At 54.3% G+C, this 18514-nt stretch carries 17 protein-coding genes; 6 read left to right on the top strand and 11 right to left on the bottom strand.

Annotated features, from left to right (window positions below; genetic code table 11):
• Window positions 1–20: 20 nt before the first annotated feature.
• Genes hrcA through G4V39_RS09070 form a run of 5 tightly spaced genes read right to left on the bottom strand, consistent with a single transcriptional unit; the run spans window position 21 to window position 4432 of the window.
• Entirely contained in the window at window positions 21–1049 is a 1029-nt protein-coding gene (hrcA, locus tag G4V39_RS09090) for a heat-inducible transcriptional repressor HrcA (RefSeq protein ID WP_166032630.1), read from the bottom strand.
• An 11-nt stretch (window positions 1050–1060) separates the two neighbouring features.
• A complete protein-coding gene (locus tag G4V39_RS09085; protein WP_166032629.1) occupies window positions 1061–2038 on the bottom strand; it encodes an SPL family radical SAM protein in 978 nt (325 codons plus the stop codon).
• Entirely contained in the window at window positions 2035–2775 is a 741-nt protein-coding gene (cobJ, locus tag G4V39_RS09080; protein ID WP_166032628.1) for a precorrin-3B C(17)-methyltransferase, read from the bottom strand. The genes G4V39_RS09085 and cobJ overlap by 4 nt, the downstream gene beginning before the upstream one ends.
• 13 nt (window positions 2776–2788) lie before the next feature.
• Entirely contained in the window at window positions 2789–3772 is a 984-nt protein-coding gene (locus G4V39_RS09075) for a cobalt-precorrin 5A hydrolase (protein ID WP_181494249.1), read from the bottom strand.
• A gap of 33 nt (window positions 3773–3805) precedes the next feature.
• Complete coding sequence (locus G4V39_RS09070) at window positions 3806–4432, bottom strand: bacterio-opsin activator (RefSeq protein WP_166032626.1); 627 nt, start codon at window positions 4430–4432, stop codon at window positions 3806–3808.
• 128 nt (window positions 4433–4560) lie between these two features.
• Between G4V39_RS09070 and G4V39_RS09065 the strand changes: the two genes are divergently transcribed.
• Window positions 4561–4968, top strand: coding sequence for a single-stranded DNA-binding protein (locus G4V39_RS09065; RefSeq protein WP_166032625.1), 408 nt, complete (start codon window positions 4561–4563; stop codon window positions 4966–4968).
• On the opposite strand, the gene hemA is transcribed toward G4V39_RS09065, so the two are convergent.
• Complete coding sequence (hemA, locus tag G4V39_RS09060; RefSeq protein ID WP_166032624.1) at window positions 4969–6327, bottom strand: glutamyl-tRNA reductase; 1359 nt, start codon at window positions 6325–6327, stop codon at window positions 4969–4971.
• Entirely contained in the window at window positions 6308–7201 is an 894-nt protein-coding gene (gene ccsB, locus G4V39_RS09055; RefSeq protein ID WP_210412082.1) for a c-type cytochrome biogenesis protein CcsB, read from the bottom strand. The genes hemA and ccsB overlap by 20 nt, the downstream gene beginning before the upstream one ends.
• Window positions 7202–7239: 38 nt before the next feature.
• Between ccsB and G4V39_RS09050 the strand changes: the two genes are divergently transcribed.
• Window positions 7240–8424 carry a pyridoxal phosphate-dependent aminotransferase gene (locus G4V39_RS09050; RefSeq protein ID WP_166032623.1) on the top strand — a complete coding sequence of 395 codons (1185 nt, stop codon included), beginning with the start codon at window positions 7240–7242 and terminating at the stop codon, window positions 8422–8424.
• Between the two features lie 8 nt (window positions 8425–8432).
• Complete coding sequence (locus tag G4V39_RS09045) at window positions 8433–9710, top strand: phenylacetate--CoA ligase family protein (RefSeq protein WP_220126116.1); 1278 nt, start codon at window positions 8433–8435, stop codon at window positions 9708–9710.
• Here the strand turns inward: G4V39_RS09045 and glgP are convergent, their stop codons facing one another.
• Complete coding sequence (gene glgP / locus G4V39_RS09040) at window positions 9711–12254, bottom strand: alpha-glucan family phosphorylase (protein ID WP_166032622.1); 2544 nt, start codon at window positions 12252–12254, stop codon at window positions 9711–9713.
• Window positions 12255–12467: 213 nt separating this feature from the next.
• On the opposite strand from glgP, the gene G4V39_RS09035 reads away from it, so the two are divergent.
• Entirely contained in the window at window positions 12468–12941 is a 474-nt protein-coding gene (locus tag G4V39_RS09035; protein WP_166032621.1) for an FmdE family protein, read from the top strand.
• Here the strand turns inward: G4V39_RS09035 and G4V39_RS09030 are convergent.
• Together G4V39_RS09030 and G4V39_RS09025 are read right to left on the bottom strand one after the other, a co-directional pair.
• Window positions 12920–13918: a glycosyltransferase family protein gene (locus G4V39_RS09030; RefSeq protein WP_166032620.1), complete on the bottom strand. Its 999-nt coding sequence runs from the start codon at window positions 13916–13918 to the stop codon at window positions 12920–12922. The genes G4V39_RS09035 and G4V39_RS09030 overlap by 22 nt on opposite strands.
• Entirely contained in the window at window positions 13876–14406 is a 531-nt protein-coding gene (locus G4V39_RS09025; RefSeq protein WP_246169804.1) for an ArnT family glycosyltransferase, read from the bottom strand. The genes G4V39_RS09030 and G4V39_RS09025 overlap by 43 nt, the downstream gene beginning before the upstream one ends.
• A 114-nt stretch (window positions 14407–14520) precedes the next feature.
• Here G4V39_RS09025 and G4V39_RS09020 point away from each other — a divergent pair, with 114 nt between their 5' ends.
• Entirely contained in the window at window positions 14521–14925 is a 405-nt protein-coding gene (locus tag G4V39_RS09020; RefSeq protein ID WP_166032618.1) for a 4Fe-4S dicluster domain-containing protein, read from the top strand.
• Window positions 14922–16670 carry an aldehyde ferredoxin oxidoreductase family protein gene (locus tag G4V39_RS09015; protein ID WP_166032617.1) on the top strand — a complete coding sequence of 583 codons (1749 nt, stop codon included), beginning with the start codon at window positions 14922–14924 and terminating at the stop codon, window positions 16668–16670. Before G4V39_RS09020 ends, G4V39_RS09015 begins: the two co-directional genes overlap by 4 nt.
• A gap of 4 nt (window positions 16671–16674) precedes the next feature.
• Here the strand turns inward: G4V39_RS09015 and asnB are convergent, their stop codons facing one another.
• A complete protein-coding gene (gene asnB, locus G4V39_RS09010) occupies window positions 16675–18480 on the bottom strand; it encodes an asparagine synthase (glutamine-hydrolyzing) (RefSeq protein WP_166032616.1) in 1806 nt (601 codons plus the stop codon).
• Window positions 18481–18514 lie beyond the last annotated feature (34 nt).

Genomic DNA, 18514 nt, shown 5'->3' with positions numbered 1-18514 from the left:
AGCCGGCAAAAAAGTTAAGACTAGAGGGCAACTTTGTCCAGAAGGCGGCTTAAAACCTTGGCCGTATGTTCTACCAAGGGGACCACCCGGGCATAGTCCATACGCATGGGGCCTAAAATGCCCAGGGACCCTACCGGATGGTCACTCTTGCGGTAAGGGGAGACAATAAGTCCGATGTCTTTAAGGTCTCCGAGGCTACTTTCAGAACCGATGAAAATCTGAACCCCTTTAGCAGCAAAACATTTGTCCAGAATCTCAATAAGGACCGTCTTCTCCTCCAGGGCCTTGAGGACCGCCCTCAGCTTCTCCAAGCGTTTAAACTCGGGGTGCTCAAGAAGGCGGGTGCTACCCTCCACGATGAGCTCTTCACCGGCCTTTAAGGAGACCAGCCCCTGATAGAGGCCCTCAAAGAGGCGCTTTTCTTCCTCCATTTCCTTAAGGATCTCTTCCCGGGCCTCAAGGAGGGAAAGGCGTTCAAGCTTTTCATTCAGGTAATGGGCAAAGCGATCCAGCCCCTCCTGAGAAACATCTCCATTTAGTTCAATGAGTCGGTTCTGCACCTGTCCGGCCTCACCCACGCAGATGACCAGAACGGTCCCCTCTTTAAGGCGGACAAACTCCACGTGACGCAGGTTCTCAAGCCCCACCCTGGGTGACAAGACTACAGCGGTGTGGCCGGAGAGCTGGGAAAGAAGGCGACTAGCCCCCTTAAGAAGGGCGGTGATATCTTCAATAGGTTGCTTGCTCAGAGTCTCTTCGATGGTCTCCAGATCTTCTGAATCAAGGCGTCGAAACTGGAGAATAAAGCGAATATAGTAACGAAATCCGGCCTCAGTAGGAACCCGGCCAGCCGAGGTATAGGGCTGGTAGAGAAGCCCCAGCTCTTCCAGATCGGCCATAATGTTTCGCACGGTGGCCGGAGAGCACCCGATCTCTGGCCTTTTGGCTACCGCCCGGGATCCCACCGGCTCGGCTGTCTGGACATATATTTCCACCACTGCCCAGAGAATTTTATGAGCTCTTTCAGGAAGATCTGGAATCTGAATCATCAGTAATCTTACTAATGGTCGGAGGGGCTCCTGTCAACGTGGTCTCCGGGATCAAAAAGTCCGAGCTGAAGGCGCGATTCACCTAAGGCTGGCCAGGGATCACAGGAGCTGAAAGGCAGATCCGGGTTCTTGCAGCCGCAGACTTTAACCTCTAGGTGATAGAAACGGCCGATCTCCGCAAAGAGTCGAAGTCTGTGGAGACGCCAGGGTTTCCGGACAAGCTTGGTGGTGGCCGAAGTAATTACCTTCTGCCAGGGTTGGCCTCGAAAGTGGACCTCAATAGCCCTCCAAAGGGGATGAGGCAAGGCCCGAATCATCTGACGTTTGACCCCTGGCCTTAGAACCAGATAGCTCAGCGAGACTTCTCGCACCCCCAGCGAGGCCAGCCTTCGGAAGAGTTGTTCCATGCGCTCTGGATGATCAGTAACCCCGGGAATTATAGGATCTATCCGAACAGAGACCTCCAGACCGGCCTCCACAAGGCTGGCGAGGTTAAGCAGTCTTTGAGCCGGAGGAGCCGCCCGAGGCTCAAAAAGACGCCAGTAGTCATGGCTTACAGAAACCAACCCTATCCGGGCAAAAACCTTACCCGGGTAGCCCTTAAAGAGTTCCAAAAATCTCCGGGGAATCACCCCCTTGGTGAGGAATGAAACCCCCACCCCGCTCTCAAGGAGGAGGGCCATAGTCTGGTAGCAGACATCCAAGACAGGCGCCAGGGGCTGAAAGCAGTCTGAAGCCGTAGAAAAGGCTACCCAGGCCGGAAGAGTCCCTCTTCTCAAGCCGGCCCTCAGCTCTTCTCTCAGGCGCTGGGGAAGATTCTGATAGAGCCAGACCTCAGAGCTTGGAGTCTGGGGAAAAGAGCGAGCATAACAATAAACACAGCGGTGCCAGCACCCCCGGGTGATGTTTATGGTCGGAATTCCCCTAAGACACTTAAAGTCTGGTTTCTTTAGGACCTGACTCTTTCTGTCTACTTTGATTAGTCTCAAGATGGCAGTCGGTAGCCACGAGGAGTGATCATTCGCCCCTTCCAGACAAAAGTCTGAGAGTTTCCCACGATAAGAGTAGTCTGCATGTCCACCTGTTCTGGCTCAAGCCCCTCCAGGGTACAAATGGAGACCTCCTCCGCTGGTCTTCCTGCCGCCCGCACCAAACCTACCGGGGTCTGAGGTGAGCGATGACGCAGAATTTGCTCCCGGGCCTCAAGAAGATGTCTCTGTCGCTTACTGCTTCGGGGATTATAAATGACAATGACAAAGTCGGCCGCCGCTGCCGCCTCGATACGACGCAGAATAAGCTCCCAGGGGGTGAGCAGATCAGAGAGAGAGATTACCGCAAAGTCGTGCATTAAAGGGGCTCCAAGACGGGCGGCACAGAAAGAAAGGGCCGGAACCCCGGCCACAACCTCCACCTCCACCTCTGGCCCCTGCTGGGCTATCAGCTCAAGGACAAGACCGGCCATACCGTAGACTCCAGGGTCTCCGCTTGAGACTACAGCTACCGTCCGTCCCGAGGCGGCCAGCTCAAGGGCCCGGCGACAACGAACGATTTCCTGACGCATACCGCTACCGAAGACTTCCTTGCCCTTTAAGTAGCCCGGGATAAGCCGGAGATAGGTATGGTAACCCACAATAACCTCCGCCCGTCTCAAGGCCTCCTGAGCCTCACAGGTCATTTCCATCTCCGAACCAGGGCCTAAACCAACAACGTAAATCTTACCCGCCATGAAGGCCAAGTTATTAGAGACCGGCGGATCTGGCAAGAAGGGGGCTGGAGGATCGGGCTACGGCCACGGTGACGTTTCCCTTTTTGACTTTAGGCACCAGTATCTCCTTAGCCCCACTGGCTAAAAGGGCACAGGGTTCAGCCACCGCTGGCACTCCAATGGCGGCGACTACCGCTGCTGAGGGCTTCTTAACGGGGACAGAGACAATCTCCTCCCGAGAGAAAAACTTAATTGGTAGATCAAGGGCCCGGGCTGCCTCATAGAGACCTGGCTCATCTTTTTTAACCCAGGCCGAGGCCATAACAGCGGCTGAGGCCAGACAGAGATCATGCTCCCGAAAGACCGTCTCAATGGCCTCGATCACCTCCTCGGCCCGGGTACCCCGGTTAACCCCCACACCAATAGCCAAAACCTTGGCATAGAGTCTCAGGGCCTGGGACCGTCCCAGGCCGGGACGGAAGGAGATGATCACCTGGGCTGTCTCTGGCCAGGCCGTCGGCTCAAGCCCCAGGGGAAGCTCCAGACCAGAGATCTCTTTATAAACCAAAAGGGATCTTTTCTGGACCAAAAGGGCCTGGGCCCGACGCATGGCCCACCAGTTCTCTACTACCAATCCCTGAGAACGGGCCCAGACATCTAGGGCCGGAAGCCCCCGGACATCAGAGGCTGTTGTCACTACAGGTATGGCCTTAAGATAGGCAGCCAGATCCTGGGCCAGCTCGTTTCCCCCACCCAGGTGGCCAGAGACCAGGCTGATAACAAAACGGCCCGCCTCATCTATAACTACTACCGGTGGATCCCGATATTTATCCCTTAGATAGGGGGCGATGGCCCGAACAGCAATCCCCAGAGCCCCGATAAATACAAGGGGACTCTTCCGTCCAAAGGCCTCAGCAACCGCTCCTTCACTGTAGGGTAAAACCCTGGCCTCTTCTGCCTGTAAGGCCAGTCTCTCGGCTAGATCTCGCCCCCCCGAAGTCACATAAAGAATAAACATCACTTTACAAGCTCTCTCTTCATCGGGCCTGAATCAGGTCTCCTCCCTTAACTTTTCGGCCAGGAGATGAAGGAGTTCACGAGGGTTCCTGATCTCTGGCCCCAGGGCAGCCACCAACTCCCCAAGGTCTCTTTCTTTAACTATCAAACCCCTTAGTCGCTCAGAGACAAGGGCACTGGGGAGGGGGAAGTCAAGCCCCTTTATTCGGGCCAGCACCTCTGCCGGCCAACCAATCCCCAGAATCTTGCCGCCCTCCCGAATCACCTGAGAGAAGAAAACCAGGGCCTCATTCCCCTTCTTTATCTCCTCATAGGCCAGTTTGGCCAATCCTCCCGCAGTATGGGCCTTAAGACCTCGTTCCTCCAGCTCTCCGGAGAGCTTTTTCATCACCAGCTCTGGGTCAGCCCGAAGAATGTTACGTACCGTTTGACGGGTGAGCCCGAGAAATTCAGCAATATCGTCTTCTGTCTTAAGGGCCTCCTCAGCCAAAACCACGGCATAGGCGGCCTCCATCAGGCTAGTCAGCCAAGTAAGGTTGCGATAGAGAATGAGCTTACGAGGCCCCCCTAACAACTCAAGGGCCTTAAGGAAGACCCTAATAGCCAGCTCATCGACATCAAAATCCTTTATCTCCTGGGGTTGAACGACAACCGGCACCATAATCACCCCCTTCCTCCAAGTTTTTCATCCAAAAGTTAGGTATCTCTAGCCCTTCTGGTCAATGATCTTGCAGGCCGGCTCCCCTGTGGTAACGTTGGTTCATCCTTCGGCTAAAGGAGGCCCACCCCATGGGTAGAGGTAGTGTAAACAAGGTCATTCTCATCGGCCATCTAGGGGCAGATCCGGAGATCAGATACACGGCCGATGGTACGCCAGTGGCTACCTTCCGCTTGGCCACCAATGAAACCTGGACGGGGAAAAACGGCCAGCGTGAGGAGCGCACCGAGTGGCACCGAATCGTAGCCTTTGGCAAGCTGGCCGAGATTTGTGGAGAATATCTCTCCAAGGGTCGGCAGGTCTATATTGAAGGGAGACTCCAGACCAGATCCTGGGAAGACCGCGAGGGAGTCAAAAGGTACACCACCGAGATTGTAGCCACAGCCATGCAGATGCTGGACTCCCGGGGCTCAACCCCAGAAGTCCAGGCCGAACCTTCTGTGGATCTCTCAGCCCCCGAAGAAGATATACCGTTTTAGTTAACCCGGACGATCGATCTCCTCTTCATCCTGGCCTTTGAGGCGAACCAGAGGGGGGAGAGGTTTGAGGGGTTGGTCGCCATTTAGGTTGAAAAGCTTTCGGGCCATATCTACCACCAGGCTACCGTCTTGGTGGTAGCGGTTTTTAAGAAAGATAATAGGATCATGGAGGATTTTGTTGACAATGGAGCAGGTGAGAACTTCAATGGCCTTGACCTGCTCCGGAGAAAGCTGATCCCCTATGTGGGCCAAAGTCTTGGCCAGCTCCCGCTTTCTAATTTCCTCAGCTTTGGCCCGGATGGATTTTATAGTCGGGACCACATCCAGGCCTTCAAGCCAGGCATAAAATTTGAGGATCTCTTCCTCAATGATTCTTTCCGCCCTTAAGGCTTCTTTTTCTCGCTGACTGCGATTTTCTTCGACCACGGTTTTAAGGTCGTCTATGTCATAGACATAGACGTTGTCTATTCGGTTAACCTCGGGCTCGATATCCCGGGGGACAGCTATATCGATGAAAAAGAGCGGCCGCATTCGTCGGGGGCGCATTATTCCCTTTACCTGATCGTAAGTGATTATATAACCCGGGGCCCCGGTGGAGCTGATGACAATATCTACCTTAAGGAGCCAATCGGGAACTTCCTCTAGCCGGGCCGGCTGCCCCTGGAAACGCTGGGCCAACTCAACCGCTCGCTCGAAAGTCCGGTTGGCCACGGTAATATTTGAGACTCCCTGGGTGAGGAGGTGCTGGGCAGCCAGCTCGGCCATCTCTCCAGCACCAATGAGCAGAGAAGTCTTGCCCGACAGGTCGCCAAAGATCTTTCGGGCCAGCTCTACAGCCGCATAACTGATGGAGACAGCATGACTGGCTATGCCGGTCTCGGTGCGAACCCGTTTGGCCACAAAAAAAGTCTTGTGCATTAGACGATTGAGGATGACCCCGGTAGTCCGGTGGTTAGCGGCGGCCCGATAGGCTTCTTTTAGCTGGCCCAGGATCTGAGGCTCTCCTAAAACCATAGAGTCCAGACTCGAGGCCACCCGGAAGACATGACGAATGGCCTCCCTTCCTTTAAGAAAATAAAGGCAGGATTCAAAAAGTTCCCGGGAGACTTTATTGGCCGAGGCGAAAAGGTCTTTTATCTCTTCGGCGGCCTCTTGGGGAGAAGAAGAGGTAAAGATGACCTCCACCCGATTACAGGTAGAAAGAAAAATGACTTCTTGGATCCTGGAAAGGCGCCGCAAGAGCTCAAGTGGCGGGGCCTCACAATGGGCGAAGGCCAGACGTTCTCGAACCTCTATAGGAGCGGTCCGATGGTTTAGCCCCAAGAGGGCAATATCTGGCTTAGCCTGGCCAGCGGCCATAGGAATGTTCTCCTCCCAAGAGGAAGTTTACCCCCAAGAAGGTAAAGATAAGGGCCATGAATCCCACTACCGAGAGAATAGCCGCCCGGCGCCCCCGCCAGCCAACAGCCAGACGCTCATGAAGCAGGGCGGCATAGAGGAACCAGGTAATCAGGCTCCAGGTCTCCTTTGGGTCCCAGCTCCAATAGGCCCCCCATGCCTTTTCGGCCCAAAGGCTACCAGTGATAATTCCTAGAGTCATAAAGGGAAAGCCGATCTTCAGGGACCAGTAGTTTATGGCATCCAGGGTGTCTAAGGAAGGGAGTCTTTTGAAAATGGCCCCCAGTTTTTTCTTTTTGATCTCCCTTTCCTGCAGAAGGTACATCACCGCTGAGGCAAAGGCCAGGGCCATAAAGGCATGCCCCAGCAGAGAAATGAAGGCATGAACCGGAAGCCAAAGACTTTTTAAGGCCGGAGGCAGGGGAAGGATCTCGGCCGGGGCCAAAGAGGAAAGAATCATAAAGAGGGTGACAATGGGGATAACAAAGGCCCCCAGCACCGGGAGTCTAAAACGGAGATAAAGCAGACCATAGGCCCACACCAAGGCCCAGCTGAAGAAGGAAAAGGCCTCGTGAGGGTTGGTAATGGGAGGATAGCCGGCCTCCGACCAGCGGACAGCCAGCGAGGCAGTATGAAAAAGGAACCCCCCGACCAAGACCCCATTGGCCACCCGGGCGGCATCCTTTCGTAAGGTAAGGATATAGACCAAGTGGCCGGCAGTGGCCAAAAGATAGGCAATTAAGGCCGCCCGAAAGAGCAAAAGATCCATAATGGCCCAAAACTTAGCACAAGAGCGGTCAAAAACAAGGACTCCATTGACAATCTCCACTACCATGAGTAAAGGCTTTTGCTTAAAGCCAAAAGGAGGTCTTCATGGTCCTTTCACAACAGATCGCCGGCTATCTGGAAGCCTCTTCCTGGATCCGCAAAATGTTTGAGGAAGGGGCCCGACTGAAGAGCCAGTATGGTCCTGAAGCTGTCTGCGACTTCAGTCTGGGCAATCCAGATGTAAGCCCTCCAGAAGATTTCCTTCAGGCCCTTAAGGCGGCCGCCGAGGAAGAGAGCCCGGGTGTTCATGGTTATATGCCCAACGCCGGCTATCCCTTTGTCCGGGAAACTATGGCCCGAAGGGTCTCAAAAGAACAAGGAGTGGAGACCCCGGCCGAGAACATTGTCATGACCTGTGGGGCTGCCGGGGCCCTTAATGTAGTTTTCAAGGCCATCTTGGAGCCGGGAGACGAGGTCATCTTTCCCTCACCATTCTTTGTGGAGTACCGCTTTTACGTGGAAAACCACCAGGGACGTCCGATACCGGTGCCCAGCAAGGCCGACTTTCATCTAGACCTTGAGGCCCTGGAGAAGGCCCTTGGCCCCAGAACCAGAGCCGTGCTGATCAACTCACCCCACAATCCCACCGGTCAGGTCTATGATCTAGAAGAGTTAAAGGGCCTGGCCGAACTCCTTACGGCCGCCAGCAAAAGGCAGGGCCGTCCCATCTTTCTTATCTCTGACGAACCCTATCGTCGTCTCACCTTTGATGGCCAGAGTCCCCCGGCCCTTTTCCCCCTTTATCCCCAAACCATTGTCATAAACAGTTTCTCCAAGGAAATCTCCATTCCGGGAGAGCGCCTGGGTTACCTGGCCCTTAACCCCGAGGCTGAGGGGGTGGCAGAACTTATGGCTGCCTTCATTCTGGCCAACCGTATCTTGGGGTTCGTGAACGCCCCGGCCCTCATGCAGCGGGCGGTGGCTCGTTGTCCAGAAGCCAGTGTAGATGTGGGCATATATCAGCGCCGGAGGGATCTTTTTTGTGAGATTCTTCGAGAGGCTGGCTACCAGTTCGTTGTCCCCCGGGGGGCCTTTTATGTCTTTCCCCGAACCCCACTGGAAGACGACGTGGCCTTCTGCCGCCTGCTGGCCGAAGAGAAAATTCTGGCCGTTCCCGGGCGGGGATTTGGGGCTCCAGGACATATGAGGCTGGCCTTCTGCGTGGAGGAATCGGTCATTGAGCGTTCTCGAGAAGGATTCAAGCGGGCCATGGAGAGGGCCCAAGGCTAAGGGAGGTCATGGTGTATCAACAACGTCTAGAGTGCCTCAGCCGCCAAGAGCTCGAAGGTCTTCAGCTCAAACGGCTCCGCTGTGTTTTGGCCCATATAAAGGAGAAAAATCCGACCTATCACCAGCGACTTGGCTCTCCGGAGCCTGAAGATATCGGTTCTTTAAAGGATATCCAGCAGTTTCCCTTCTTAACCAAAGATGATCTCCGGGAGGCCTATCCCTTTGGCCTGGCCTGCGGCCACAAGGATGAGTTTGTCCGTTTTCACATGTCTTCAGGGACAACGGGGACTCCGGTGATCAACCCCTTTACCCGCACCGATGTAGAACAGTGGTCAGAAATCATGGCCCGCTGTCTCTCCGCTGCCGGACTCACCCATCGGGATATCCTTCAGATCACCCCAGGCTTTGGCCTCTTCAACGGGGGTTTTGGGTTTCATTATGGGGCGGAAAGGATCGGCTGCTTTGTCATCCCCATTGGTCCGGGGCGCACTCTAATGCAGCTCAAGTTTATGAAAGACTTCGGTACCACGGCCTTAGCCGGCATTTCCTCCTACCCTTTAAGGATCATCGAGGTCGCTCGGGAAGAGGGCTTCGACTTTCGGCAGACCAAGCTAAGGGTGGGAATCTTCGGGGCCGAGGTCTGGAGTGACGAAATGCGGACCTTTATCGAAAAAGAAATGGGTATTGAGACCTTCGATATCATCGGGATGACCGAAACCGGCGGAGTGGGGCTGGGAATAGACTGTCAGGATCACTCTGGCATTCACGTCTGGGAGGATCACTATCTGGTGGAGATCATCGACCCAGAAACCGGAGAGGTGGTCCCCAATGGAACCGAGGGAGAAATGGTCGTCACCACCCTCACCAGAGAAGGACTTCCCCTCATTCGCTACCGCACCCGGGATATCACCCGGGTTCTTTCTCGAAGTCGGTGTGCCTGTGGTCGCACCCACCTGCGAATTGCCCGCATAAAGGGTCGCACCGACGACATGCTCAAGGTCAAGGGGGTAAATTTCTACCCTCGCCAGATAGAAGAGATCCTCATGAGACACCCAGAAATACTTCCCAACTACCTCATCACCATTGGTAAGGTGGCTGGTAAAGATCAAGTGGAGGTCAGTGTAGAGTCCTCCCGACTCGATGAAAGCCTTAAGCAGCGCCTGGAGGAGGAAATTTATAATTTCCTGGGCTTTCACGTGGAGGTCAAGCTTCTCAACCGGGGAGAGCTTCCGCGAGGACCGGGTAAGGCGGTAAGAGTCCGCTTTCTAGAAAAAACTTCTGGTTAACTAAAGAGGGCACTGTTTTCTCTCCAGCCAGAGGATGTGATTGTCATCTAAGGGGATGAGGGCTCCAGGGAAGTGAGGCACAATCCGAGGGGTGTAGTGGTCTGCCGGCCGATCTGTCTTCACCAGGGCCGAATAAACATAGCTATTGACAAACCCCAAAAGGGGCCTTTCCGCCTTCATAGGCCAACGCTCTGGTTCTCCATCCTCCTGTAGAGGTTCGGCATAAAGCTCCACCCTTACGGCCTCCTGATCCATCTCTCCCAGATAGACCTGCACCCGAAAAAGATGGCCCTCGTCGGTCCGCTGGACCTCTAGTTTCCCGAAGTGGAGTTTGGACCAGTTGCATTTAAGGTGCTGACGCCAGTGCTGGAGTCTGACTCCAAAATCTCCTCCCCCGGCAACCCTTTCCCGATAGCGCCGGGCCGCGGAAAGATAAAACTTCTCCGTATACTCCCGAAGCATCCGGTTGGAAGAAAACCTAGGAGTCAGTTTGGCCATGCTAGTCCGAATCTTGGCCACCCAAGCCGTGGGAATTCCCCGGTCATCCCGATCATAAAAGGCCGGAACGATCTCTTCCTCCAGGAGCCGGTAGAGCTCCCGGGCCTGGATGGCATCGACTTCGCCTGGCGTCAGGCCTTCATCTACGTGAGGAAGGGCCCACCCCACCTCCGGGCTGTAAGCCTCCTCCCACCAGCCATCAAGGACAGAAAGGTTAAGGCCTCCGTTTACCAGAACCTTCATCCCGCTGGTGCCGCAGGCCTCCCAGGGACGCCGAGGGGTGTTTATCCAGAGATCAACCCCTTGAACGAGCTCAAAGGCCACCGTCATATCATAGTCCACAATGAAGACCGCCCGTCCTTGGATCTGAGGCCGGTTGAGAAACTCGATCCAGGCCCGGATCATCCGTTTACCCTCCTCATCTTCGGGATGGGCCTTGCCGGCAATAATAAGCTGAACCGGACGTTCCTGGTTGGTGAGAAGTCGCTCCAGACGATCCGGGTCATGAAGGAGGAGGTTGGGACGTTTATAGGCCGTAAACCTTCGGGCAAAACCAATGGTCAGGGTGTTGGGATCAAGCAGGTGTTGACAACGCTCCAAGGTCTTTTCCTCTAGCCCCAGGGCTAGGCGCTGTTTGATCATCCTCCGCCGGACAAAAGAAATAAGCCTTAAGCGGCTGGCACAACGGAATTCCCAGAGCTCCTCATCTCCTATTTGAGCGAATTTTTCTTCTAAATCCTCCGAGATTCCCAGCCAGAAGTCTTCTCCACATGCCTTGGCCCATATGGGATGAGAATAATTGGAATCCCAGGAAGGGACGTGGATTCCGTTGGTGACATAGCCCACCGGGACTTCCTTTTGAGGCCAGTCAGAAAAAAGAGGTTGAAAGATGCGTCGGCTCACCCGGCCATGAAGATGGCTGACCCCATTAATAACCCCACACCCCCTCACAGCCAGATAGGCCATATTGAAGGGCTCTTCATGATCCTCGGGGTTTGAACGCCCCAGGGCCATGAATTCCTCAACGGGGATCTCCAGCATCTGGGCATAGAAACGGGCATAAGGGAGGAAGATATTGGGCCGGTAGCGATCAAAGGCTGCTAAAACTGGGGTATGGGTAGTAAAGATATTGGCCACCCGGGTACAGGCCAGAGCCACCTGAAAGGGCTGGCCATTGGCCTTCATAAAGGATCGGGCCCTTTCAATGACGGCAAAACTCACATGGCCTTCGTTAAGGTGAAGGATCTCACAGTTGAGCCCCAAGGCCTCAAGCAGGCGCCACCCCCCAATCCCCAAGACAATCTCCTGTTGAAGCCTGGTCTCCTCCCCGCCTTCGTAGAGCTTTCCGGTGATACCTCGATCCCCCGGGGTATTAAGGGGATCATTGCTATCGAGGAGATAGAGCCTAACCCGGCCCACCTTAACCTCCCAGACCCTGAGGATAAGCTCCCTTTGAGGCAGCATCACCTTGATCTTCAACCAGTCTCCTCGCTCGTCTCTTACCGGGGTGATGGGCATCATAGTGGGGTTATTGTAGAGGAAAAACTCCAGCTGATTGCCGTTGGCATCCAGGGCCTGCCGGAAATACCCCTGGTGAAATAGAAGGCCTATTCCCACCACCGGAAGCCCCAAGTCGCTGGCTGTCTTGAGGTAGTCACCAGCCAAAATACCCAGCCCTCCCGAATAGATAGGCAAAGACTCTCCCAGCCCGAATTCCATACTCAGATAGGCGATGATCCCCAAGGATCCCTTTCCATAGGTCTCCTCAAACCACCCCGGCTTGGTAACCACCTCGGCCCGCATTTTTAGCTGCTCGTCTAAAAGACGAAGAAAACCCGGATCTTCAGCCAACTTATTCAGCCGCTCCTGTTCTACCCGCCCCAAGATAAACCAGGGATTTCTGGTCCAGGCCCAGAGATCAGGGTCTATATACTGCCAAAGAGGCTCGGACAAATGACACCAGTTCCAGCGCATATCAAGGGCTAAATCCACCAAAGCTTTAAGAGGCTCAGGCATCACCCGGGGAAGGTACTGACTGGGATGCATCAATTCCTCCTCATTTTTCAAAGTATTTTCGAGCTAGAAACTTAAATTTTAAGAAAAAAGCCCTTTTGTATCTTTAAAAGAAAGATATTTATCTAAAACCGTGAAATCAATAAAAAATAATTATAAAACCGTTACACCCCTACACAGAGGACTTTTAAGACCCTTTGTCAGATTGCTTTGGCACTTTTTTAAAAAACATGTTATCAAAGGTCTATGATCTGGGTGCCCCTGGAGCTAAAGATTCTGGCGGAGAAGGTGGGTTTTCTCTCCCCTGAGGTAGCTATCGGGTGGCGGGTAGGAGACCTCTTCCGACGGGAGTTAATCCGTCAGGACAAGAAGATAGAAGACCACATGGTGGTAAGCTACAATGGTTTGCTAGGCAACCAGGTTCTTTCTCTTATGGGCTTTCGTTTAATGGTTGAGGACCTTGGAGAACACGTCTATAGTCTCTGTGATTCTCAAGGACAACCACGCCTAATGGTCTCCGTCCGTCTAAGGCATCTCCTTCCTGAGGAAGGTTTTATCCAGCTTGAGAAGCGAATTGCCCACCTTGAAGCCGAACCAGCGGAAAGAGAGGAGTATCTTCTAGCCCTTGATCGCTGGGTTTCTCAGATTATCCTGGCCAGCGATGGGGAGCTCTTCCGGAGGGAGAAGGCTGATCAAGATTACCTATGCCTGGCCCCATAATCGCCTGCAAGGCCTATTTCGTAAAGCCGGAGTTTCCCGTAATGGGAGAGTTTTTCAACCTTTAAGCCCTCCTTTTGAAGAAGAGGAATCAGGGGGTAAAAATCTCCCCCTTTGGCCACCAAAAGACAGCGTCTCCAGCGAGAGCGAATCTCGGCCACTTCTTCCGGCCAGCTATCCTCCACATAGGCCTTTCCCTCATCCCCTCGTTGAGGAAGATATTCAAAATCAAGACCGGTATAAAAGGAAAGGCCGTCAAAATATGAACCTCCAAGGCCCAGAAGGCAGGGGCTGGAATCAAGATAGGGAGCAAAGACCTGGGCATAGGCCCGGGCATCCTGGGGAGCCTTAACCAGGGCCGCCCCGAATTTAAGCCCCCAGAGAATCAGAACCCAGACAGCCAGTACCCTTTGAGAAAGAAGACTCCTGGCCAAGGAATGCCCCTGTTTTGTCCCCTTACTTAAGGCAAAATAGAACATCAGAGAAATAGGGGCAAAAAGAGGAAGCACATAGAGGGGAAGCCTTGATTTGGCCAGGGAAAAGACCACCAGAGGAACCAAAAACCATAGCCCTAAAAGAAGACCGGGCAGGCTCTTAGACCTTAACCCCGTGGCCATTTCCTTTAAGGCCTGGGGCCACATAAAGGCCCAGGGGAAAGGCCCCAAAAGGATAATGGGAAGATAGAGATAAAAAGGGGCATACCAGGCGCAGTTTCGATGATAGACGGGGCTAAAGAGACGACCGATGATCTGTTCATTTAAAATGAGAGAAAGGGAGCCCGAAATCCGGCCGGCCACAAAGATATACCAACTGAGGCTCACTAATAGGAAAATGGCCACTCCTTCCGGTGGCCAGGGATGACGGGGATATTCCCGTCGCTTAAGGAGCCAGAAAACAACCAGACCGGCGGCCACCGGGAAAATGGCTGGCCCCTTGGTCAGAAACCCCAGCCCCAAAAAAACCACATAAGATTGAACCAAACCCGGGCCCTTTCCGCTCTTTGGCTCAGGTATCCCTTGACAAAGGCCCAGGCCGCGGCGGTCTCCCAGAGGACGAGCAGGGTATCCGTGGTAACTATATTGGCCGCGGCAAAAGGAAAAAGACTGGTGGCATAGATTACCCCGGCCCATAGCCCCCTCCTGCCCCAGAGGGCCTCACCAATAAGGCCCACCACAAAGGCTGTCAGGGCAAAGGCCAGGGCATTGGGAAGACGCACCGCCCATTCATTCTGGCCCAGGATTTTCATACTGGCCGCCAGGGCCCAGTAGGTAAGAGGCGGCTTAGTCAGGTGAGGACGAAAGTCTCTCTGGGGAATGAGATACTCCCCGGAGACAAGCATCTCCCGAGCCACTTCGGCATAGCGGGTCTCGTCACGATCATATAGTCCCCGGCTTCCCTGAAAGACCAGGGCCAAGACAAGAAGGAAGGCCAGGAGAAGGTATCGCCGGGCAACAAAAGAATCCATCATCAACAGATTTAAACAACCCCCCTTCGCCAAAACAAGTTAAAAGATTTTAATTCTAATAGACTTAGAAATGATCTATATCCTGTAAAAGGATACTTAGTCGGAGAGGGAGGATAAATGACCCATCTGGCGGTGGTAGATGCAGAAAGATGTGTCGGTTGCCAGCTTTGCATGTTTGCCTGTCAGAGGAGGTTTTCCCTGGGGGGCTTTTCCCGGGCGGCCATTCTCCCTCATTCCCGGGGAGGTTTGAGCCGAGGGCTTACGGTTACCGTCTGCCGGGCCTGTGAGGATCCTCCCTGTGCCGCTGTTTGCCCCACAGAGGCCCTTAAACCCCGTCAGGGTGGCGGAGTGGTCCATGTGGCCCAACGCTGTCTGGGCTGTGGTCACTGTCTCCGCGCCTGTCTGCCCGGAGCCATCTTCTGGGATGAGGAGCGCAATAAACCCGTCTTCTGTGTCCACTGTGGCACCTGTGCCCGGTACTGTCCCCATGGAGTTCTGGCCTTAGTAAAGGAGGAATCATGATTCCCCACGATCCCCTTGAGCGTGTCCTCTACATCGACCTTTCCCGACGCACCTCTTCTATAGAACACCGGCCGGATCTTTTTGAAACCCTCCTTGGAGGAACAGGGGTGGCCAGCAGGCTCCTTCTTGAGGAGTGTCCAGAAGGAGTAGATCCTCTTTCTCCAGAAGCCCCGGTTATTCTGGCTGTGGGGCCCCTTACTGGCCACTTCCCCATGGCCTCAAAGACCACAGCCCTTTTCAAGTCTCCCCATACCGGGAATCTGGGGGAAAGTCATGCCGGAGGGCGGAGTGCCATTGCCTTAAGAATGGCTGGTATAGGAGCCCTGGTCATCAAGGGAAGCAGTGATATCCCGGTGTTGCTGGTCATCTCGCCCCATAAGGTCTCTTTTCTCGATGCCCGTTCTCTCTGGGGGCTTGAGGTGGGGGCCACCGGGCGAGCTCTCCGAGAGGTAGCTGGGGACTCCGGCTTAAGGAGCATTATTCGAATCGGACCGGCGGGTGAGAGGCTGATCACCTATGCCTGTGCCGTTACCGAGACATACCGTCACTTCGGTCGTCTGGGGTTGGGGGCCGTCCTGGGGGCCAAAAAACTCAAGGCCATTATCATCAGCGGTCGAGGTAGCCTTAAAACAGCTGACCGGCGCCTTTACCGGGAAACCTACGAGGAAATCTTTCAAAAAATCACCCGGACCGATTCTCTGAAAAAGTACCACGACTTAGGTACGGCCGTTAACATCTTGCCCCTTAATCAACTGGGGGCTCTGCCTACCTATAATCTTCAGAAGACCTCCTTTGAAATGGCCGAAAAGATTTCTGGAGAATACCTTGCCCAGAGGCTTCTTGGTCGAAGGTTGGCCTGTGCCCATTGCCCGGTGGCCTGTATCCATCTGGCGGCCCTCCGCACCCCGTACGAAGATGAGGCCTACTTTTATAAGACGACCTTCATTTCCTATGACTACGAGCTACTCTATTCTCTGGGCTCCATGATTGGCATAGGGCAGGCGGAAGAGGTCCTCCGACTCCTTCACCGGATCGACAACCTTGGCCTTGACGCCATGAGCACAGGGGTGGTCTTGGCCTGGGCCACAGAGGCCTTCAAACGCGGGCTGGTTACCACCCGGGAGACAGAAGGCCTTGAGCCCGATTGGGGAAAGACCGAGATCTTTCTGGAGATGATCTCCGCCCTTGTTCAGCAAAAAAATGACTTTTACAGGGCCCTTGGCCGGGGTGTAGACTACGCTTCCTCCCAATATGGTGGTCAGGAGTTTGCCCTGGCCTTTGGCGGCAACGAAATGCCCGGCTACCATACCGGGCCGGCAGCCCACCTGACCCACCTCACCGGAGCCCGACACAGCCACCTGGATTCAGGAGGCTACAGTCTGGACGAAAAGGAGGAAACCCTCCAAAAAACCCCTCAGGAACTAGCCGAACACCTCTTCAGGGAGGAAAGCTTCAGACAGATCCTCTCCAGCCTGGTGGTCTGCTTTTTCGCCCGCAGTATCTACGGCTATGAAACCGCTTCCCGGGCCCTGACCACCGTAGGCTTTAATCTCTCTCCTGAAGAACTAAGAGAACTGGGACAAAAGATTCTTAAGATCAAGTATCGTTTCAAACTTCGGGAAGGTTTTTCCTTTAAGGATCTTCGGATTCCCAGAAGAATTCTAGAGACGGTTTCCGCAAGAGGAAAGATCCCCGAGGCCTTTCTCAGGGAGGGGCTCAAGATTTACGCTCAGCTGGTAAGCTGAATTTTTAGGCCATAAAATCAAGAAAATCTTCCCTGGACCCCGGAGGCTCCCCTTTTTCTTCGATAAAAATCCGGTGCCACAGGGCAAAGACAATAAGGGACCAGATCAACCCTCCGAGACCACCACGGCCCTCCTGAAAGGTCAAAAGCTCTCTGAGCCCTCCTGGATCAAACCAGTTTCTTAGGGCTCGATTATGAGGCAGGGTCTTCTGGAGACCGGAGATAATCGGCCCCTTCAACCATCGGTCAAGGGGCACATGGAACCCCTTCTTCTTTGACCAGAGATAGTCTCGAGGCAGAAGGGCTTCAGCCCACCTCCGAAGAAAGACTTTGCCCTGATGGGGACCGACCTTCAAGTAACTGGGCAGGCAAAGGCCAAACTCTACTACCCGATGATCCAGAAAGGGAACCCTTCCTTCAAGGCCATGGCCCATAAGCATACGATCCACCTTGACCAGAAGGTCATCAGCAAGTTCGGTTTGGATATCTACATATTGGGCCCGGGTGACAAAGCCCCAACTTCTGGGGCTTTTGGCCCATAGCCACCTAAAGGGAGGCTGACAAACAGCGGCCTTAAGGGGGTGCCCGAATACCTTCTCCTGCCAGAGAGGGGGCCAGTGCCCTCGCCCCCGATAAGAGACCCTGGCCACGGAGCGGAGAAAACGAAGGAAGAAACCCTTTCGGTAGCGGCCATAGCCGGCAAAAACCTCATCGCCTCCCTCGCCGGTATAGACCACCTTAAGATGGTGCTTCTGGGCTGTATGAGCCAGAAAAAAGGTCGGAACACAGGCCGGATCCCACATAAATTCGTCTAAAGCCCAGACCAACCGAGGCAAATGGGGCCAGATATCTTCAGGATGAAGCCTTACGGGGATAAGACTGGCTCCCAGGTGTCTGGCAACCCACCTGGCCCGAGCAAACTCATCTACCCCCGGATCCTGAGGATAGACTACGGTAAAGGCCCTAACCGGACCAGCCTTAAGAGTTCTTAAGCAGGCCAGAATCACCGCAGAATCCAGGCCTCCCGAGAGGAAAACTCCCAAAGGGACCTCACATCGCAGATGCTGGACAAAGACCTCTTCAAAGAGAAGATCAAATTGATCTCTGGCCTCTTCAAAGCCAAGACGACGGGGCCTCAGGGTGGCCGGCGACCAATAACGCCTTCGTTCAAGTCTTCTATGGAGATAGACGATCAGCATCTCTGCCGGGGGGAGACGGTTGATGCCCTGAACAAGGGTCTTTTCTCCGGTTAAAAACTGGTACTGAAGGGTCTCAAAAAGGGCCTCAGGGCGAATCTCCGGCTCCCCGGCAAGAAAAGGGAGAAGGGCCTTCTTCTCGGAGGCAAAGAGAAAAAAATCCCTCCCGACCAGGTAATAAAGGGGCTTAATACCCAGACGATCCCGGGCCAGAATGAGGCTATTTCTTTCCCCATCCCAGATGGCAAAGGCAAACATCCCCGCCAAATGGCGGAGGAAGTCCAGCCCATATTCCAGATAAGCCTGAAGGATAACCTCACTGTCGGAGTGGGAGATAAAGGCCCTTCCCTTTAGTTCCAGGCGTTCCCGAACCTCCTTGAAGTTGTAAATCTCTCCATTGGCTACCAGGGCCTGCCGGCCAGAGCTGGAGATAATGGGCTGGGATCCGCCCGAAACATCGATAATCGAGAGCCTGGTGTGAACAAGCCCCACCGGTCCCTGAAGGTATATCCCCTGACTATCCGGGCCGCGGTGAGTGAGGCGATTTTTCATTTTATGAAGCATCTTAGGCCTGGCTGGCCCCTTCCAGCTCAAGACCCCGGCAATACCACACATAAAAAGCCTCCGGGCCGGGCACCGGCCCTTTTAG

It is taken from the genome of Thermosulfuriphilus ammonigenes (assembly GCF_011207455.1).
Classification (GTDB): domain Bacteria; phylum Desulfobacterota; class Thermodesulfobacteria; order Thermodesulfobacteriales; family ST65; genus Thermosulfuriphilus; species Thermosulfuriphilus ammonigenes.
This window is presented reverse-complemented; position numbering and strand designations above follow the sequence as displayed.